Consider the following 17,427-nt stretch of genomic DNA (forward strand, 5'->3'; position numbering starts at 1 on the left):
CCGCATTGCAGCACCGCTCTTTCAGGCGCATTGCTTGCGATATTGATGGATCGCGACTGTGACGCGCCGCGATACTCCACCCTGCAGAGGCTCAGAGGAGGAGAGACAATGCTTGATTCAGCCGTGACCGCCCGCACGCAGCAGGTGCTGGATACGCTCAACACCGCGCTGGAGGCGGGGGATGTCGATGGCGCCAGTGCGCTGTTTGCCACCGACAGCTATTGGCGCGACCTCGTGGCCGTCACATGGAACCTGAAAACGGTCGAAGGCCCCGGCGGTGTGGCCGATATGCTGAACCATCAGCTGACCCATACCCAACCCGGAAATTTCCAGATTCAGGATGGAGAGATGCCCGCCGAGGAGGGCGGCGTGATCACCGCCTGGCTGACATTCGAAACCAGGGCCGGACGTGGCTGGGGGCTGATGCGGCTGAAGGATGACCGGATCTGGACCTTGCTGACCGCATTGCAGGAACTGAAGGGCTACGAGGAAAACCGCGGCAAGCGCCGCCCGATGGGGGCCGAGCATGGCGCGAAAAAGAACCGCGCCAGCTGGAAGGAACGGCGTGAGGCCGAACAGGCCACGCTTGGCTATGATACCCAGCCTTACACGGTAATCGTCGGCGGCGGGCAGGGTGGTATCGCGCTGGGGGCGCGGATGCGGCAGTTGGGCGTGCCGACCATCGTTCTGGACAAGCATGACCGCCCCGGCGACCAGTGGCGCAGCCGCTACAAGTCGCTCTGCCTGCATGATCCGGTCTGGTATGACCACATGCCCTATCTGAAATTTCCCGACAACTGGCCGGTCTTTACCCCCAAGGACAAGGTCGGTGACTGGCTGGAAATGTATACCAAGGTCATGGAGATCAACTATTGGACCCGCTCGACCGTCGAAAGCGCCAGCTTTGACGAGGCGACGGGCAAATGGACGGTCAATGTGATGCGCGATGGCGAACGCGTGGTGCTGCAACCGACGCAGCTGGTGCTGGCCACCGGCATGTCGGGCAAGCCGAACATGCCTGATTTCCCCGGCATGGACAGCTTCAAGGGGGAAATCCAGCATTCATCCCAGCATGAAGGCCCCGATGCCTGGAGCGGCAAGAAGGTGGTCGTGGTCGGCTCGAACAACTCGGCCCATGATATCTGCGCCGCCCTGTGGGAGGCCGATGCCGACGTCACCATGGTGCAGCGGTCCTCGACCCATATCGTCCGCTCGGACAGTCTGATGGAGATCGGGCTGGGCGGGCTTTACTCGGAAGACGCGGTGGCAAACGGGGTGACGACCGAAAAGGCCGACATGATCTTTGCCTCGCTGCCCTATCGGATCATGCATGAATTCCAGATTCCGCTCTATGACCAGATGCGCGAACGCGATGCGGAATTCTATGCGGGGCTGGAAAAGGCCGGATTCGAACTGGACTGGGGCGATGACGGCTCGGGGCTGTTCATGAAATACCTGCGCCGTGGCTCGGGCTATTACATCGATGTGGGGGCCAGCCAGCTGATCATTGATGGCGAGGTCAAGCTGGCCAAAGGGCAGGTCGATCATTTCGAGGAAGACGCCGTGGTCCTGTCCGACGGCACCCGGCTGGAGGCGGATCTGGTGGTGATGGCCACGGGCTATGGCTCGATGAACGGATGGGCCGCCGATCTGATCAGCCAGGAGGTCGCCGACAAGGTCGGCAAGGTCTGGGGGCTTGGCTCGGACACGACCAAGGACCCCGGCCCATGGGAGGGAGAACAACGGAATATGTGGAAGCCGACCCAGCAAGAGAACCTGTGGTTCCATGGCGGCAATCTGCATCAGTCGCGCCATTACTCGCTATATCTGGCGCTGCAACTGAAGGCGCGGATGGAGGGGCTGGAAACCTCTGTCTACGGCTTGCAGGAGGTGCATCACCTCTCGTGACGCGACGGTCGCCCCGGATTATATTTGCGGGGCGTTTCATCCTGATCGACGGCGGTGCGGCCACTGGCGGCCGCCGTCAACCGAGCAAGGAAAGGAAAAGCCATGAAAGCAGCCCGTTGGCATGGTGTGAAGGATATCCGGGTCGAAGATGTCGACAAGCCGGAACCCGGCCCCGGAGAGGTGCGGCTGAAGGTCGCATGGACCGGAATCTGCGGCAGCGACCTGCATGAATATCTGGCTGGTCCGATCTTTATTCCGGTGGCCGAAAATCACCCGCTCAGCCATGACAAGGCCCCCGTCACCATGGGGCATGAATATTGCGGCACCGTGACCGGGTTGGGCGCGGGTGTTCAGGATCTGGCACTGGGGGACCGCGTGGCCATCGAGCCGATCTTTGCCTGTGGCACCTGTCCGGCCTGTCGCGACGGCAAATACAATCTGTGCGACAAGCTGGGCTTTGTCGGACTGTCGGGTGGCCATGGCGGCTTCGCGGCATTCTCGGTGGTGCCCGCCCGCATGGTGCACAAGATTCCCGACAGCCTGTCGCTGGAACAGGGTGCGCTGATCGAACCTTCGGCGGTGGCCCTGCATGCGGTTCGCCTGTCCAATATCAAGGCCGGAGATACGGCGGCGGTCTTCGGCGCCGGCCCGATCGGCTTGCTGGTGGTCGAGGCGCTGCGCGTGGCCGGGGCGGGTCAGATCCATGTGGTCGAACCCTCTGAAGTGCGGCGGAAAAAGGCGCTGGAGCTTGGCGCAAGCTCGGCGCTGGATCCAACGGAATGCGATGTCGTTTCGACGATCCGCGCGGCAACGGGTGGTGTGCATGTTGCCTTCGAGGTGACTGGCGTGCCGCAGGTTCTGTCGCAATGTATCGACAGCACCCGCTATGACGGCCAGACGATGATCGTGTCGATCTGGGAGAAAGAGGCCTCGTTCCAGCCCAATACGGTGGTGCTGAAGGAACGCGAGCTGAAAGGCTCGATCGCCTATCGCAATGTCTATCCCGCGGTCATGGAACTGATGACCCAGGGCTATTTCAGCGCCGACAAGCTGGTCACCAAGCGCATTGATATCGACGATATCGTGGCCGAGGGGTTCGAGACGCTGGTTGCCGACAAATCCCAGGTCAAGATCCTTGTGAAAGCGCCAGACTGATCGGTCGGAAAGATATGGCCTGCCCCCGGATCGTCTCCGGGGGCAGGCAATCGCGGCGGGCTATGCGCTGTTGCGTATGATCAGCTGGCCCTGGAATTGTCGGTCAAGGCAGGTTCCATCTGCATTTTCCAGAACATCGACAAGATAGTTTGACATGTCGGTCAGCGGCTGGCGATAGGTGGTCAGGCAATAGTTGGGGCTGGCCGCCTGAGGAATGTCGTCGAAACCGATGACGGCGACATCCTCGGGGACGCGCAGGCCAAGGCAATGGCGCAGGGTGTCGATGACACCCAGAGCAAGCGCATCATTCTCGCAGACGATGATATCGGGAAGATCGTCGCGCCGACGCGCCTTCAATGTGTCCAGCGCGATATTCGCCGCAAGGGTGGCATCATAGCGGGGCACGGTGACGCTGTCGGGCGTCTGGGCGAAGCGGTCCTGCCAGATCGCTGCAAAGGTCTCTTTGCGCAGAAGATGCGCCGAAACGGTGGCCGGACCGGCGATATACAGCGGATTGCGATAGCCCCTTTCGATCACATAGGCGGTGATTTCGCGCGTGGCGGCCTCGTCATCGACGGCAATCGAGATGGTATCGGGATTCTGCGATTGCCGGGCAAAGATGATAAGTTTCTTGAAGCGGCGCGCGCGATGTGCCGTGGCAAGAACCTCGTCATCGAACTGGATGCCGATCAGGATCGTCGCATCGACACGACGCTGGCTGGCATTGAGCAGGGCGGGCTGGGTATCGTCGCGATCCAGCGTGTTGACCAGAAGCGTGTCCCAGCCGCGGCTGCGCAGGGCGCGGGTCAGGCGTTCAAGCATCACCAGCTTGTGCGGATTGGCAAAATCGTCGATCAGCAGCGCCACCAGATTTGACCGGGTCGAGGCCAGCGCCGCCGCACTGAGGTCGGGCACATAGCCAAGCGTCTGCGCCGCCGACATCACTTTCGCCCGTGTCTTGGGTGAAATCGACGCATCCTTCTTGAATGCGCGATTGACCGTCCATCTTGAAACGCCTGCCGAAGCAGCGACGTCATCAGCGGTTACATTGGCAAAACTGTCAGATTTTGGCACTTGCGCGCTTTCCATTATTCGGTGGTGAGCCAATCGACCCGGTTCTTCCCAGCATCTAGCCTAATGGCTGCCGGGTGAAAATGCACCAAAAATGCACGCGCGTGCAAAATTGTCTTGCACGCGCGTGCAAAGAATGTATTTCTGTTGCTGCGGCGCGGGGAGTTCCGCCACGGATTCGGGAGGACAGAATGCTTAAGGTTGGTTTGTTGGGCGCCGGCAGGATCGGTCAGGTTCATGCGATGAATATCGCGGGAAACGTGCGTTCGACGCTGGTCGCGGTCTCGGACATGTATGAAGACGCCGCCCGAAAGCTGGCCGCCACACATGGCGCAGAGGCACGCAGTTCAGAGGCGATCCTGTCGGATCCCGAAATCGATGCGGTGCTGATTGCCACCTCGACCGACACCCATTCCGATCTGATCGAGGCTGCGGCCAAGGCAGGCAAGGCGGTGCTGTGCGAAAAGCCGGTCGATCTGTCGCTGGAACGCGCGCAGCAATGCCTGCGCAATGTCGCGGGAACGGGCAAGCCGGTGATGATCGGTTTCAACCGCCGCTTTGATCCCAATTTCGCCGCATTGAAGGCATCAATGCAAAAGGGCGAGATCGGCAAGCCGGAATTGCTGTCGCTGACCTCCTTTGATCCGGCACCGCCTCCGGTTTCCTATATCAAGGTCTCGGGCGGGCTGTTCCGCGACATGATGATCCATGATTTCGACATGGCAAATTTCCTGATGGGCGAGGCGCCGGTGGCGCTGCGCGCGGTGGGCAGCAGCCTTGTCGATCCCGAAATCGGCGCTGCGGGCGATGTCGATACCGCCGTCGTGACGCTGACCTATGCCGATGGCCGTATCGCGGTGATCAAGAACAGCCGCCGCGCTGTTTACGGCTATGACCAGCGGGTCGAGATGCTGGGCTCGGAAGGCCTGTTGCAGGCTGGAAACGTGCTGGAAAACACCGTGGTGCGTTCGACCGCGGATGGCGTGTTGTCAGGCAAGCCGACATATTTTTTCCTGGAACGCTACATGCCCGCCTATGCTGCCGAGTGGGAGGCCTTTCTGGCCGCCGCACTGGACGGGCAGGCGATGCCGGTGACGCTGGAGGACGGCATTTCGGCGTTGGCCCTGGCCGAGGCCGCGACCGAATCCGCCAGAAGCGGTCAGGCTGTGGCGCTGAACGGACAAGCGAATTGACAGATCGTCGCGCCGGAGGAGACGGCGCGGCGGTCGTCATGACATCCGGCAGATCTTGATGCCGGAGCACGGGCAGGGCCAGCAGGGTCGCTGCATATGAACCCATAGGGAGGGTAAATCATGAAGAAATTTCTTGCTTCGGTCGCTGCGGCCGCGGCCTTGACCGCGATGCCGGTCGCCGCAGCCGATATCATTGTCGTCGCCCATGGTCAGGCCAATGATCCGTTCTGGTCGGTGGTCAAGAACGGCGTCCAGCAGGCGGGCGAGGATTCCGGCGCCAATGTCGAATTCCGGTCGCCCGAAACCTTCGACATGGTTCAGATGAGCCAGTTGATCGATGCCGCCGTGAACCAGGAGCCTGACGGGCTGGTCGTGTCGATCCCCGATGTCGATGCGCTTGGTCCGTCAATCCGGCGCGCGGTCGAGGCCGGGATTCCGGTGATCTCGATGAACTCCGGTTCGGATGTTGCGCGCGAACTGGGCGCATTGCTGCATGTCGGCCAGTCGGAATATGACGCAGGCAAGGCCGCAGGCGAGAAGCTGGCAGAAATGGGCGGCACCAAGGGCATCTGTGTCAACCACGAGGTGGGCAATGTCTCGCTGGACCTGCGTTGTGACGGCTTTGCCGAGGGGTTCGGCCAGGAAGTGAACGTCATTCCGACGCAGAACGACCCGACCGAGGTTCAGTCCAAGGTCCGCGCGGCGCTGGAGTCCGATCCTGATGTGGATACGGTTCTGGGGCTGGGTGCCTCTCTGGTCGGTGAACCCGCCGTTGCCGCCGTCAAGGCGCTGGGTCGCGACGATGTTCTGGTCGCCAGCTTCGATTTGTCGGCGGGCTTTCTGCAATCGGTCGCCGATGGCGATGCGGCCTTCGCCATCGACCAGCAGCAGTTCCTGCAAGGTTATCTGCCGGTCATGTTCCTTGCGCTGAATGCCGAATACGGCCTGGTGCCGGGCGGTGATGTCGCCTCGGGGCCCAACCTGGTGACCAAGGAGGCCGCGGAGCAGGTCATCGAGCTGTCGGCTCAGGGCATCCGCTGATGTGAAACCCGAGGGGGCGCGCCTTTCTGCGCGACCTCTCATCCGAACCGGAGGTGACCATGTCTGCAGAAAATCTTTCGCAACCGGATGAGCGTATGCGCGCGGAATCCCTGGCGACCAAACTGATGAAAAAGCCGGAACTGGGGGCAATCGGCGGCGTGGTGCTGGTGACGCTGTTCTTCCTGTTCACCGCTGACAGCACGATGTTCACGCTGTCGGGCATCATGAACTTCATGACCCCCGCCGCACAGCTGGGCATTCTGGGCATCGCGGCGGCCATGCTGATGATCGGCGGTGAATTCGATCTGTCGATCGGCTCGATGGTGGCATTTGCCGGGATGGTCTTTGGCGTGCTGACGGTCAACATGGGCTTGCCACTGATTTTCGCGATCCCGCTGACCATGGCATTTGCCGCCGGCATCGGCGCGGTGAATGGGACCATCGTGCTGCGCACGGGGCTGCCATCCTTCATCGTGACGCTGGCGGGGCTGTTCATTCTGCGTGGCGCGGCGCTGGTCGGGCTGAAGCTGTTCACCGGCGGATCGACCCAGCTGCGCGGCGTGCGTGATGCGGTCGAGGGCGACTGGCTGGCTCCGCTGTTTTCGGGCGATGCCTTTCCGGGGCTGTTTGCCTGGCTGTCCGGCCTTGGCCTGATTGACAGCTTCAAGTCCGGCATGCCGAAGGTGCCGGGCATTCCGGTCGAGATCATCTGGTGCCTGCTGATCGCCCTGGTGGCGACCTATGTTCTGGTGCGCACCCCGGTCGGGAACTGGATCTTTGCCACTGGCGGCGACAGCAATGCCGCCAAGAACTCGGGCGTGCCGGTGCGCGGCGTCAAGATCTCGTTGTTCATGCTGACGGCCTGCGCGGCCAGCCTGGTTGCCATCATCACCGTGATGGATGCCGGATCGACCGATGCGCGCCGTGGCTTCATGAAGGAATTCGAGGCCATCATCACGGCGGTGATCGGGGGCTGCCTGCTGACCGGGGGCTATGGTTCGGCCATCGGGGCGTTCTTCGGGGCCATCATCTTCGGCATGGTGACGATCGGCCTGACCTATACCAGTTTCGACCAGGACTGGTTCCAGATCTTCCTTGGCGGAATGCTGTTGCTGGCGGTGGTGTTCAACAATGTGATCCGCAAGCGCGTGACGGGAGAGCGGTAAGATGACCCAGCCGATCATCCATATGGAAAACATCAAGAAGCATTTCGGCAATGTGATTGCGCTGAACGGTGTGACCTTCGATGTCACCCCGGGTGAATGCCACTGCCTTCTGGGCGACAACGGCGCCGGAAAATCCACCTTCATCAAGACCATGTCAGGGGTGCACAAGCCGACCTCGGGAGAGATCTTCTTCGAGGGCAGGCCGATGTCCTTCGACAGCCCGCGCGAGGCGATGGAGGCCGGGATCGCCACGGTCTTTCAGGATCTGGCCATGATCCCGCTGATGTCGGTCACGCGCAATTTCTTCATGGGGCGCGAACCCACCAAGGGCCGCGGGTTGACCAAGCGGCTGGATATCGAACGTGCCAATGAGATCACCATGGAAGAAATGCGCAAGATGGGCATCAGCCTTCGCGCCCCCGATCAGGCGGTCGGCACGCTGTCGGGGGGCGAGCGCCAGACGGTGGCCATCGCCCGCGCGGTCTATTTCGGCGCCAAGGTGCTGATCCTTGACGAGCCGACCTCGGCCCTTGGCGTGCGCCAGACCTCGAATGTGCTGTCCACCATCGCACGGGTCCGCCAACAGGGGGTGGGCGTCGTGTTCATCAGCCACAATGTCCGTCACGCACTGGCCGTCGGCGACCGCTTCACGGTGCTGAACCGGGGCCAGACCCTCGGCACGGCCGTCCGGGGCGAGATCACGGCATCCGAGCTGCAGGACCTGATGGCCGGTGGTCAGGAAATGGCCGAGCTGGAAGGCTCGCTCGGCGGAACGATCTGAATGGCTTTCGGCGGGCAAGCTTTTGGCATTGCCCGCCAATTTCGTCCTGTGCCCCACGCCGAGACGAGGGTAAGGACTAGCGAGCCGGGCGGGTTGGAAGGATCCGCGCGGCAAGAAACTGACAGGATGAATGACGATGAAGACGCTTGATGTTGTAACGATTGGTCGGTCTTCGGTTGATTTATACGGCCAGCAGGTCGGCGGCCGTCTGGAAGATATGGGATCATTCGCGAAATATATCGGCGGATCTCCGACGAATATCGCCTGTGGCACGGCGCGGCTGGGGCTGCGCTCGGCAGTGATCACCCGGGTCGGCGATGAACATATGGGGCGCTTCATCCGTGAACAGCTGGCACGTGAAGGTGTCGAGACCAGCGGCGTCGTGACCGATCCCGAGCGGCTGACCGCGCTGGTGCTGCTGGGCATTCGCGACGAGGACAGTTTCCCGCTGATCTTCTATCGTGAAAATTGCGCCGATATGGCGCTGTCTGAATCCGATATCGACGAGGATCTCATCGCCAGCGCCCGCAGCGTATTGGTCACTGGCACGCATCTGAGCCATCCCCGCACCGAGGCCGCCGTGATGAAGGCGCTGGAACTGGCGCGCAAACATGGTGCCCGCACGGCGCTGGATATCGACTACCGGCCCAATCTCTGGGGCGTCGCGGGGCATGGCGATGGCGAAAGCCGTTTCGTGGAAAGCGCCGCCGTGACCGCGCGCTTGCAGAAGACGCTGCATCTCTTTGACCTGATCGTGGGCACCGAAGAAGAATTCCACATTGCTGGCGGCACGACCGATACGCTTGCTGCGCTGCGCGCCCTGCGGGCGGTGTCGGATGCGACCCTGATCTGCAAACGTGGTGCGAAAGGGGCTGTCGCCTTTACCGGCGCCATCCCCGACGGTCTGGATGATGGCGAGGCCGGTCCGGGTTTCCCGATCGAGGTCTTCAATGTGCTGGGCGCAGGCGACGGGTTCTTTTCGGGGCTGCTCAAGGGCTGGCTGGAAGATGCCGACTGGCCGACGGCGCTGAAATACGCCAATGCCTGTGGCGCTTTCGCGGTCAGCCGGCATGGCTGTACCCCGGCCTATCCCAGCCTTGACGAGCTGGAATTCTTTCTTGAACGCGGCGTGATCCGCCCCGATCTGCGCAATGATGCCGAATTGGAGCAACTCCACTGGTCCACCACCCGTCACAGCCGTACCGCTGGCGACTGGACCGAGATGCGCGTCTTTGCCTTTGACCACCGCATCCAGCTGGAGGAAATGCCCGGCTATGACCTGGCCAAGGGTGGCCGGTTCAAGGAATTGTGCCTTGAGGCCGCCTTGCAGGTGCAGGACGGGCGTGCGGGCTATGGCATCCTTTGCGACAACCGCATCGGGCGCGCGGCCCTGCATCGTGCCAGCGGAACGGGGCTGTGGATCGGGCGGCCCTGTGAATGGCCGGGATCGCGGCCGCTGGAGCTGGAACCGGAACTGGGCAGTGATTGCGGGACGCTGGTCGAATGGGCGCGCGAGAATGTCATCAAGGTGCTGTGCTTCTGCCATCCCGATGATGACGCCGCCACCCGCGCCGCGCAGGAAACGACCGTCAAACGCCTCTATGAGGCCGGGCGTCGCAACCAGCTGGAATTCCTGCTGGAAGTGATCCCCTCGAAGGTCGGCCCGGTCGATGACATGACCACCGCGACGCTGATCCGGCAATTCTACGCCGCCGGAATTTACCCCGACTGGTGGAAGCTGGAGCCGATGAAGACCCGCGCGGGCTGGCAGAATGCCATTGCCGCCATCGAGGAACATGATCGCAATACGCGCGGGATCGTGGTTCTTGGTCTTGATGCGCCCGAGGCCGAGCTGCAGGCCAGCTTTGACGTTGCCGCCAGCTTTGAGCTGGTGAGGGGGTTTGCCGTCGGGCGCACGATCTTTGGCGATGCGGCGCGTGCCTGGATGCAGGGGCAGTTGTCGGATGGCGATGCGGTGGCGCAGATGGCCGAACGCTATGCCCGTCTTGCCGGGTTCTGGGACAAGGCCCGCGCCGCGGCGAAGGCTGGCGGGTGAGAAATTTGGAACTGGCGTCGGGAGGGGCTTTGCCCCTCTTGGCCGCTGGCCAATTCACCCCGGGTATTTGAACGAAGAAGACGCCGGCAGAGGCGAGGATAGCAAGAGGATTCGAAATGGGTGGGACGGTTCGACTGACCGCGGCGCAGGCGATGACGCGCTGGTTGTCGGTGCAACAGAACGAGACGGGCGAGCGCTTTGTCGAGGGCGTCTGGGCGATCTTTGGCCATGGCAATGTGGCTGGGCTGGGCGAGGCATTGCAGGGCATGGGCGATGCGCTGCCGACCTGGCGTGGACAGAATGAACAGACCATGGCGCATGCCGCCATCGCCTTTGCCAAGGGGCATGCAAGGCGGCGGGCGCAGGCGGTGACGACCTCGATCGGGCCGGGGGCCACGAATGTGGTGACGGCGGCGGCGCTGGCGCATGTGAACCGCCTTCCATTGCTGGTCATTGCCGGGGATGTCTTTGCCAATCGCCGCCCCGATCCGGTCTTGCAGCAGATCGAGGATTTCGATGACGGCACGGTCAGCGCCAATGACTGTTTTCGTCCGGTCAGCCGCTATTTCGACCGCATCACCAGGCCCGAGCATCTGTTGACGGCGCTGCCGCGTGCCATGCGGGTGATGACCGATCCGGCGAATTGCGGGCCGGTCACGCTGGCCTTTTGTCAGGATGTGCAGGCCGAGGCCCATGATTGGCCCGAAGAATTTTTCGAACCCCGCATATGGCGCATTCGTCGCCCTGAACCCGATGCGCAGGAGCTGGCCGAGGTGGCTGGGCTGATCCGTGCGGCAAAATCGCCAGTGATCGTGGCCGGCGGCGGTGTGATCTATTCGGAGGCAGGGGAGGTGCTGGGGGAATTTGCCAGCCGTCACAATATTGCGGTGATCGAGACACAGGCCGGAAAGTCGGCGTTGGCACAATCCCATCCGATGAATTTCGGGGCGGCCGGTGTCGATGGATCGGCGGCGGCGAATGCGGCTGCCGCGGCCGCGGATCTGGTGATTGCGGTCGGCACGCGCCTGCAGGATTTCACCACCGGCTCGCGGACATTGTTCGGCGATGCCAGAATTGCTGCGGTGAATGTGCAGCCCTATGACGCGGCGAAACATGGCGCGGTCAGCCTGGTTGCCGATGCTCGTGTCGCGCTGGAAAAGCTGACGGCGGAGCTGGGCGACTATCACGGCGAAGCTGCGGATGCGGGGGCGCGTGCAGCCTGGCTGACCGCAGTCGATGCGCATTGCGCGGCGCCTGCCGGGGACGAGGGTCTGCCCACCGATGCGCAGGTGATTGGTGCCGTGCAGCGCGCTACCGGGGATGACGCCATTGCGATGTGCGCGGCGGGCACCATGCCCGGTGCGCTGAAGCTGCTGTGGCAGCCCAGTCAGGGCGGCTATCACATGGAGTATGGCTATAGCTGCATGGGTTATGAGATCGCCGGGGCGATGGGGCTGAAACTGGCCCGGCCCGAGCGCGAGGTGATCTGCTTTGTCGGCGATGGCAGCTATATGATGGCGAACTCCGAGCTGGCGACGGCGGTGATGCGGCGGGTGCCCTTCACGGTGGTGCTGACCGACAATCGCGGCTTTGGCTGCATCAACCGTCTGCAGCAGGGCTGTGGGGGCGAGGAGTTCAACAATCTCTACAAGGATTGCAATATCGAGGCACAGCCGCAGATCGATTATGTCGCTCATGCGGGGGCGATGGGGGCCCATGCGGTGAAGGCGGCCAGCATTGCCGATCTGGAGGCACAGATTGCCGCGGCGCGGGGGCGTGACATTCCGACGGTGATCGTGATCGAGACCACGGCCGAACCCGGTCCGGGCTTTGGCGAGGCCGGGCATTGGTGGGATGTTGCCGTGCCGGAAGTCGGGCGGAGCGAGAAACTGAAACAGGCCTATGTGGCCTATCTGAACAACAGGGCGCACCAGCGCCTTGTGAACTGAGGGTGCGGGCATTGCCCGACCATGACGGAGAGACGAAGATGATCCAGTTTGGCACCAACCCGATCGCCTGGGCCAATGATGACGACCAGACGCTGGGGGCGGATATCCCGACCGAGCGGATCCTTGAAGAGGCCGGGCGCCTGATCGGGTTTGACGGGATCGAGAACGGCCATCGCTGGCCGCAGGACGACCCGCAGGCGCTGAAGGAACTTCTGGGCAGCCATGGGTTGGCCTTCGTGTCGGGCTGGCATTCGCTGAACCTGCTGGATCATTCGGTCGAGGCAGAGAAACAGGCCATCCAGCCGCATCTGGACAAGCTGAAGCACAACGGCTGCAAGGTCTGCATTACCTGCGAGACCTCGAACAGCGTGCAGGGGCTGGACCAGCCCCTGAGCGAACGTCCGGTTCTGGACGCCGCCGGCATGGCCGATTTCGGTGCCAGGGTCGAAGAGATCGCCCGCTATTGCGCCGATCAGGGCATTGCGCTGGTCTATCACCACCATATGGGCACGGTGGTCCAATCACCCGAGGATATCGACCTGTTCATGGCCTCGACCGGCCCGGCGACCAGGCTGTTGTTCGACGCAGGTCATTGCTATTTCGGGGGCGGTGATCCCTCCGAAGTGCTGGCCCGCCATATCGACAGGGTCGGGCATTTCCATGCCAAGAATGTCCGTCCTGCCATTCGCGCGAAGGTCGAAGGCGAAGGGCTGTCCTTCATGGACGGGGTGCGCGCCGGAGTCTTTACCGTGCCAGGCGATCAGGAGGGCGCGATTGATTTCGCGCCACTGTTGCAGATCCTGAAGGATCATGGCTATGAGGGCTGGATCGTGATCGAGGCCGAGCAGGACCCCGATCAGCGCAATCCGCTGCTGTATCAGACGCTTGGCCTGCATACCTTGAAACGCATCGCCCGCGATACCGGCCTGATTTGAAAGGAAGCCCCATGCCCGATCTTTTGAAACGTCCCTTTGGCACCCATGGCAAGGTTCATCAGATCACGCCCGAAAGCGCCGGCTGGCGCTATGTCGGCTTTGATCTGATCCGGCTGCGCGCCGGTGAAAGCTGGGCCGAGGCCACCGGCGAGAACGAGGTCATTCTGGTGATGATCGAAGGGCGGGCCAAATTCCAGGCCGCCGGTCAGGACTGGGGTGAGCTGGGACAGCGGATGAATGTCTTTGAAAAGACACCGCCGCATTGTCTCTATGTGCCCAATGGTCAGGACTGGTCGCTGGAAACCACGACAGAGGCGACCATCGCGGTCTGCAAGGCACCGGGCCGGGGCGGGCATCAGGCGCGGCGCATTGGTCCCGATGGCATCACCCTGACCCAGCGCGGCGAGGGAACCAATTCCCGCTTCATCAACAATATCGCCATGGAGGCCGAGGACTACTGCGACAGCCTGCTGGTGACCGAGGTCTTTACCCCGGCGGGCAACTGGTCCTCTTATCCCAGCCATCGCCATGACGAGGATGACTTCCCCCGGATCACCTATCTGGAGGAAACCTATTACCATCGCCTGAATCCCGCCAATGGCTTTGGCATCCAGCGCGTCTATACGGATGATCTGTCCCTGAACGAGACCATGGCCGTGCATGACGGTGATGTGGTCTGTGTGCCGCGCGGCCATCACCCCTGTGGCGCGCCGCATGGATTCGAGATGTATTATCTGAATGTCATGGCCGGACCGCGCAGGAACTGGCGCTTTGTCGCAGCGCCCGAGGTCGAACATCTGATGTGACCCTATGGCCTGCCCGGGCAACAGGGCAGGCCGCAGGTGGCGCTTACAGGCTGGGCAGGGCGCAGAGCGTGTTGACCAGCCGCATCTGTTCGACCGTATCGCATTTCGCCTCGCGCAGGCGGGGTGCGCCAAAGATCAGTGCCAGACCCTTGGCACGCGAGACGGCCACATTGATGCGGTTGAGCGAGAACAGGAACTCCATCCCGCGCGAGGTTTCCTCGGCCGAGGATGCGGTCATCGACACCAGACAGACCGGAGCCTCCTGTCCCTGGAACTTGTCGACCGTGCCGACGCGGATATCCGGGGGCAGGGCCTCGCGCAGCGCATTGACCTGCGCGTTATAGGGCGCGACGACAATGATGTCGGATTGGCGCATGGGGCGGGTGGTCCCGTCCTTGTCGGTCCATTCTCCGCGCAGCAGTTCGGTCGCGGCGGCCTTGATGGCGGCGGTTTCCTCGGGCGCGATCTGGGCATTGCCGTCATGGGGAACAGGCACCCAAAAGGCACCGCTGGCAGGATAATCGGTGCCGGTGACCTGCTGGCTTGCGGTGTCGGGATGGCTGGTCAGCCGCCCGTCATAGACCTGATCGGAAATGAAATCGCAGACATCGGGATGCATCCGCCGCGAGACAGGCAGGAAAATTCCCCGGTCAGCCGGGATGGTGGCATGATCGCCCAGCATCCAGTCCAGACAGGACAGATTGGCTGGTTCGGGATGTGCGCCCTGAATGACCTGCGGCAACTGGCGCGGATCGCCGACCAGCACGATATTGCGCGCCGCCCGTCCCATCGCGGCCATATTGGCCAGCCCGACCTGTCCGGCCTCATCCACGAACAGCCAGTCGAAGGCCTGCAGATTTTCATCACGCGCAAAGAAAAACGCCGTTCCGCCCACCACATGCCCGCCGCTGGACGCCGCGCTGTTGTCGGTGACGCGCCGGATCGGGCAGTCATCGGGATAGCCGTCATTTCCCGCCGAGAGCTTGTGCACCAGATCCAGTGCAAACGGCAGGTCATCCTCCTGCGCTGCGGCCAGACAGCCCATCAGGACATTGCGGATGGCCTCGTGGCTGTTCGAGGCCACCCCGACGCGCGCGCCCTTGCGCAACAGCGACAGGATCGCCCGCGCGGTGACAAAGGTCTTGCCGGTGCCCGGCGGTCCCTGAATCGGCAGCAGGGTTTCATCCATCGCCCCGACTGCCGCGATGGTGCCCGCCACCGGATCGCTGATCGGCTGCAAGGGGCCGGTGGTCAGGCGCGGTGCGCAGCGCGACAACAGGTCATCCACGGCGCGATAGCTGCGCGTGCCGCATTGATCGGCGATCACATCGCGCAGGGCATCGGAGATGACACGGGTATTCAGTGGCGCATCTGGATGCAGGGTCAGCCGGTCGCGTAGAAGCCCGGCCTTCTTCGCGCCGATCTTCAGCCGCACGGTCCGGGCAGCGCGGTCCAGATCATCGATCGTGACCCCGTCAAAACCCTCGGGCGAGGGGATGCTGGCGCGCTTGCCACGGCGCAGCTTGGTTTCCTGCGGAGGAAAGGCATAGGTCCGGGTGACCGAGCGTTGGACAGGCTGGGCCGGACCTGTCGCCCGCAACCCGCCCATGGCATCAAGATCGTCGATCAGATCCTCGTCATCGCTGGCAAGGCTGTCAAAGATCGCCCACCACGCCGGTTTGGCCTCGCGCTGATGGAACAGGCCCAGATTGAACAGCATCTTCTGGCGTTCCTCGGGCAGATGCGATGCCGCCAGTGCGTCCTGCAATGCCTGGGTTTCGGTGTCCTCCTCGGCCTCCTTCTCTGCGTGATCAGGGGCCAGCTCGGGCCAGGGAATGGCAGGGCGGATCGACACCAGCCAATCGCGCAGTTCCTCGGTCGAGATACAGTCGATGCGATTGTAGTCCTCGATTTCGTCAAGAATGTGCTGATCGCCCGTTTCGCGCCAGTTTTCATAGGCGACGACCGAGCCGCCGGCGGTCTTGACCTCGCCGTCGCGCTTGCGCCCGTAAAATGCTTCCATCGACTTGATCGAGTAATTTGCCTCCGAGCAGATCAGCCCGCCCCTGACCACGGCGAACAGATCGACAAAGCGGCGCTCGCGCAGCAGGCGGTCCAGATATGCCTCGCCAATGCCGTATTTCGTGGTCAGGCGCTTCAGCGCGGTGATCTCATAGGGCGCATAATGGTAGATGCGCGCATCGGGATGCGCGGCCAGCCTGTCGCGGAAAAACGCGAAGAGATCGGTCAGCGCCTGCGCTTCGGCCTGATGATCATGCGCCCAGAAGGCGTGGAACTGGCCATCGCACCAGAGCCCGTGCAGATATTCCAGTCCGCCGTCGAAATGCGGGTCGCCCTCGATATCATAGAAGATGTCGCCGGGCTGCGGCTGGGGCAGCAGGTCAAACCCCTTGCCCGGCTGGGACGGGCGCAATTCATAGGTGGGATCGCCGGTCTTGCGGGCATGTTGCAGACGCGCCTGCGTGACCAGACGCTGACGGGTGCTTTCGGCCATGCCGCGAATGGGGTGATCCAGCTGCGCCAGACCGGCCATGGTGGTGATCCCGGCGGCTTCCAGCTTCTTGACCTGTCCCCTGGCGATATTGGCCACATTGAACAGGCTGTCCTCGGCCTCCCAGATGCTGCTGCAATGATCGGCCCAACGGCACAGGGCGCAATCGGCACAGGGGACAGGGCGCGTTTGCGGCGGATCGGCCACGAAAGCCTCCAGACGGGCGCGGGCGGCGCGGGCATAATGGGCGTAATCAGACAGCCGCAGCGTTGCTCTTTCGCCCGAGCCCAGTTCGACATGGGCAAACTCGGGGGCCTTGCCCTGAATCTCGGCCAGCAGATCGGAATAGAGAACCAGCTGCAGCACATGTTTCGGATGGGGTTTGCGCTTCAGCTTGGTGTCGGCAACCTCATAGCTGAAGGGCCCAAGCGCCGAAGGGCTGTCCACCCGTATCAGGAAATCGGACCAGCCGCCCCAATTGCCCGACAGGAAAGCACCCTGAAAAACGACCTCGGCCCCCTCCGCCAGCGCCGCGCGGGTCTCGGCCGCGTTCTGCGCCAGATCGTGGCGCGCGATTTCAATGACATCTTTTCCCTCGGCCTTCAGCCGTTCCAGATGCGCGGCCTCATGGGCATCGCCCTGTTTCTGCAGCAGGGCGGTGTCCTCGCTGTCCTCGCCCGGCGTCGGACCCAACCCGCGCAGGCGCAGCAGATCCAGCGAGGTCGCATGCTGACAGCCCATGAAACGCATCAGATCGGTGGCAGAGAACAGAATGGTGTTGTCGACGTCCCGCATGGGTTCCTGCAATGATTTGTGGGCGCAACCGACGCAAGATGGCCCTTTCGGCGGTCGCC

Annotated in this window: 12 protein-coding genes; 10 read left to right on the plus strand and 2 right to left on the minus strand. The window is 62.7% G+C overall.

Annotation, left to right across the window (positions count from 1 at the left end):
* The first annotated feature begins 108 nt into the window (after positions 1–108).
* On the plus strand, positions 109–1,908 hold the full coding sequence (locus JHW44_RS14080; RefSeq protein ID WP_089346177.1) for an NAD(P)/FAD-dependent oxidoreductase: 1,800 nt from the start codon (positions 109–111) through the stop codon (positions 1,906–1,908).
* A gap of 102 nt (positions 1,909–2,010) precedes the next feature.
* Entirely contained in the window at positions 2,011–3,063 is a 1,053-nt protein-coding gene (locus tag JHW44_RS14085) for a 2,3-butanediol dehydrogenase (RefSeq protein ID WP_089346178.1), read from the plus strand.
* 60 nt (positions 3,064–3,123) lie between these two features.
* On the opposite strand, the gene JHW44_RS14090 is transcribed toward JHW44_RS14085, so the two are convergent.
* On the minus strand, positions 3,124–4,137 hold the full coding sequence (locus JHW44_RS14090) for a LacI family DNA-binding transcriptional regulator (protein WP_272850327.1): 1,014 nt from the start codon (positions 4,135–4,137) through the stop codon (positions 3,124–3,126).
* Positions 4,138–4,325: 188 nt separating this feature from the next.
* Between JHW44_RS14090 and iolG the strand changes: the two genes are divergently transcribed.
* The 8 genes from iolG to iolB all read left to right on the plus strand — a co-directional run bounded on the left by iolG (position 4,326) and on the right by iolB (position 14,061).
* A complete protein-coding gene (gene iolG, locus JHW44_RS14095) occupies positions 4,326–5,327 on the plus strand; it encodes an inositol 2-dehydrogenase (RefSeq protein ID WP_089346212.1) in 1,002 nt (333 codons plus the stop codon).
* A 120-nt stretch (positions 5,328–5,447) separates the two neighbouring features.
* Positions 5,448–6,368 (plus strand): sugar ABC transporter substrate-binding protein, encoded by a 921-nt coding sequence (locus JHW44_RS14100; protein ID WP_089346205.1) that lies wholly within the window; start codon positions 5,448–5,450, stop codon positions 6,366–6,368.
* 59 nt (positions 6,369–6,427) lie between these two features.
* A complete protein-coding gene (locus JHW44_RS14105) occupies positions 6,428–7,534 on the plus strand; it encodes an ABC transporter permease (protein WP_089346204.1) in 1,107 nt (368 codons plus the stop codon).
* 1 nt (position 7,535) lies between these two features.
* Positions 7,536–8,315 carry an ATP-binding cassette domain-containing protein gene (locus tag JHW44_RS14110; RefSeq protein ID WP_272850315.1) on the plus strand — a complete coding sequence of 260 codons (780 nt, stop codon included), beginning with the start codon at positions 7,536–7,538 and terminating at the stop codon, positions 8,313–8,315.
* A gap of 136 nt (positions 8,316–8,451) precedes the next feature.
* Complete coding sequence (locus tag JHW44_RS14115) at positions 8,452–10,371, plus strand: bifunctional 5-dehydro-2-deoxygluconokinase/5-dehydro-2-deoxyphosphogluconate aldolase (RefSeq protein WP_218822592.1); 1,920 nt, start codon at positions 8,452–8,454, stop codon at positions 10,369–10,371.
* A gap of 116 nt (positions 10,372–10,487) precedes the next feature.
* Positions 10,488–12,320, plus strand: a complete 1,833-nt coding sequence (iolD, locus tag JHW44_RS14120) for a 3D-(3,5/4)-trihydroxycyclohexane-1,2-dione acylhydrolase (decyclizing) (RefSeq protein WP_089345202.1) — start codon at positions 10,488–10,490, stop codon at positions 12,318–12,320.
* 38 nt (positions 12,321–12,358) lie between these two features.
* The gene (iolE, locus tag JHW44_RS14125; protein ID WP_089345211.1) at positions 12,359–13,255 is read left to right on the plus strand and encodes a myo-inosose-2 dehydratase; all 897 of its coding nucleotides are present in this window, start codon (positions 12,359–12,361) and stop codon (positions 13,253–13,255) included.
* Between the two features lie 11 nt (positions 13,256–13,266).
* Positions 13,267–14,061: a 5-deoxy-glucuronate isomerase gene (gene iolB / locus JHW44_RS14130; protein WP_089345201.1), complete on the plus strand. Its 795-nt coding sequence runs from the start codon at positions 13,267–13,269 to the stop codon at positions 14,059–14,061.
* A gap of 43 nt (positions 14,062–14,104) precedes the next feature.
* Here iolB and JHW44_RS14135 read toward each other — a convergent pair whose 3' ends face one another.
* Entirely contained in the window at positions 14,105–17,368 is a 3,264-nt protein-coding gene (locus tag JHW44_RS14135) for a TM0106 family RecB-like putative nuclease (protein WP_089345200.1), read from the minus strand.
* Positions 17,369–17,427 lie beyond the last annotated feature (59 nt).

Origin of the sequence: Paracoccus seriniphilus, from assembly GCF_028553745.1 — a bacterium.
Taxonomy (GTDB): domain Bacteria; phylum Pseudomonadota; class Alphaproteobacteria; order Rhodobacterales; family Rhodobacteraceae; genus Paracoccus; species Paracoccus seriniphilus.

Coding starts and splice junctions, on each gene's coding strand:
- JHW44_RS14115 (WP_218822592.1), top strand. CDS start 8,452: ATGAAGACGCTTGATGTTGTAACGATTGGTCGGTCTTCGGTTGATTTA.
- JHW44_RS14100 (WP_089346205.1), top strand. CDS start 5,448: ATGAAGAAATTTCTTGCTTCGGTCGCTGCGGCCGCGGCCTTGACCGCG.
- iolD (WP_089345202.1), top strand. CDS start 10,488: ATGGGTGGGACGGTTCGACTGACCGCGGCGCAGGCGATGACGCGCTGG.
- iolG (WP_089346212.1), top strand. CDS start 4,326: ATGCTTAAGGTTGGTTTGTTGGGCGCCGGCAGGATCGGTCAGGTTCAT.
- JHW44_RS14085 (WP_089346178.1), top strand. CDS start 2,011: ATGAAAGCAGCCCGTTGGCATGGTGTGAAGGATATCCGGGTCGAAGAT.
- JHW44_RS14135 (WP_089345200.1), bottom strand. CDS start 17,368: ATGCGGGACGTCGACAACACCATTCTGTTCTCTGCCACCGATCTGATG.
- iolE (WP_089345211.1), top strand. CDS start 12,359: ATGATCCAGTTTGGCACCAACCCGATCGCCTGGGCCAATGATGACGAC.
- JHW44_RS14080 (WP_089346177.1), top strand. CDS start 109: ATGCTTGATTCAGCCGTGACCGCCCGCACGCAGCAGGTGCTGGATACG.
- iolB (WP_089345201.1), top strand. CDS start 13,267: ATGCCCGATCTTTTGAAACGTCCCTTTGGCACCCATGGCAAGGTTCAT.
- JHW44_RS14105 (WP_089346204.1), top strand. CDS start 6,428: ATGTCTGCAGAAAATCTTTCGCAACCGGATGAGCGTATGCGCGCGGAA.
- JHW44_RS14110 (WP_272850315.1), top strand. CDS start 7,536: ATGACCCAGCCGATCATCCATATGGAAAACATCAAGAAGCATTTCGGC.